The sequence below is a fragment of the Enterococcus italicus DSM 15952 genome (assembly GCF_000185365.1).
Classification (GTDB): Bacteria; Bacillota; Bacilli; order Lactobacillales; family Enterococcaceae; genus Enterococcus_G; species Enterococcus_G italicus.
Genome location: NZ_GL622280.1, coordinates 1 through 748, shown reverse-complemented (window position 1 = coordinate 748; position 748 = coordinate 1). Strand labels below are relative to the sequence as shown.

The following is a 748-nucleotide window of genomic DNA, read 5'->3' as shown; positions in this document are numbered from 1 at the left end:
AAAATCAATCATTTCAGAATAAGCTCTTTTCTTTAATACATAAATAGTATTTTTACTAATTTTCAAAGTATCAGCAATTTTTTTAACTGCTTTCTTTTCAGCTAACATTCTAAATACTTCAGTGTATACAATCAGATTTCTACCTTTAGAATTTTTATGATATTGGATAGTGCCACCTTTATACTTACCTTCAGCTTTAGCTCTAGCTATACCTAATTCTTGTCTTTCTAGCATTCTTATTCTTTCATTCTCAGCATAAAAAACTAGAAACAACAGTCATAATATCAAAAATCAATTTTGAGGTAATATCAGAAGGTATATCTTTCATTCCTAACTTTTCTAAAATATCTAGAGGTAGTATAGTAGCTCCTTTTGCTTTAATTTTAGCTTGTATTTCTTCTAAATCCTTTGTATTCCTACTCAATCTATCTAAAGCTACAACATAAACAGTATCAATATCTCTAACATAATCTATCATTTCATTTAAAGCTTTTCTATCTCTAATAGTTCCTGAAATTCCATCATCAACAAACCATTTTTCAATTCCCAAATTTTTCATTTTCATTTTTTTGATTTTCTACAGATTGTTCATCTGTAGAAACCCTCACATATCCAATTTTTGACATTTTTAAATTTCACTCCTCTTTTTTTTATTTTTATATTTTCTTCAATCAAATATAAAAACCTGATTGAACCACCCTGATTGAACACTCTATAAGTATAACTCAAGTATTGATACATAACAATT

At 26.7% G+C, this 748-nt stretch carries 2 protein-coding genes; both read right to left on the bottom strand.

Going from position 1 to position 748, the window contains the following annotated elements:
* A partial coding sequence (locus tag HMPREF9088_RS11510; RefSeq protein ID WP_007209388.1) for a helix-turn-helix domain-containing protein occupies nucleotides 1-234 on the bottom strand: 234 nt, incomplete at its 3' end.
* A 16-nt stretch (nucleotides 235-250) separates the two neighbouring features.
* Nucleotides 251-565 (bottom strand): recombinase family protein, encoded by a 315-nt coding sequence (locus tag HMPREF9088_RS11250; protein ID WP_007209387.1) that lies wholly within the window; start codon nucleotides 563-565, stop codon nucleotides 251-253.
* Nucleotides 566-748: the final 183 nt, after the last annotated feature.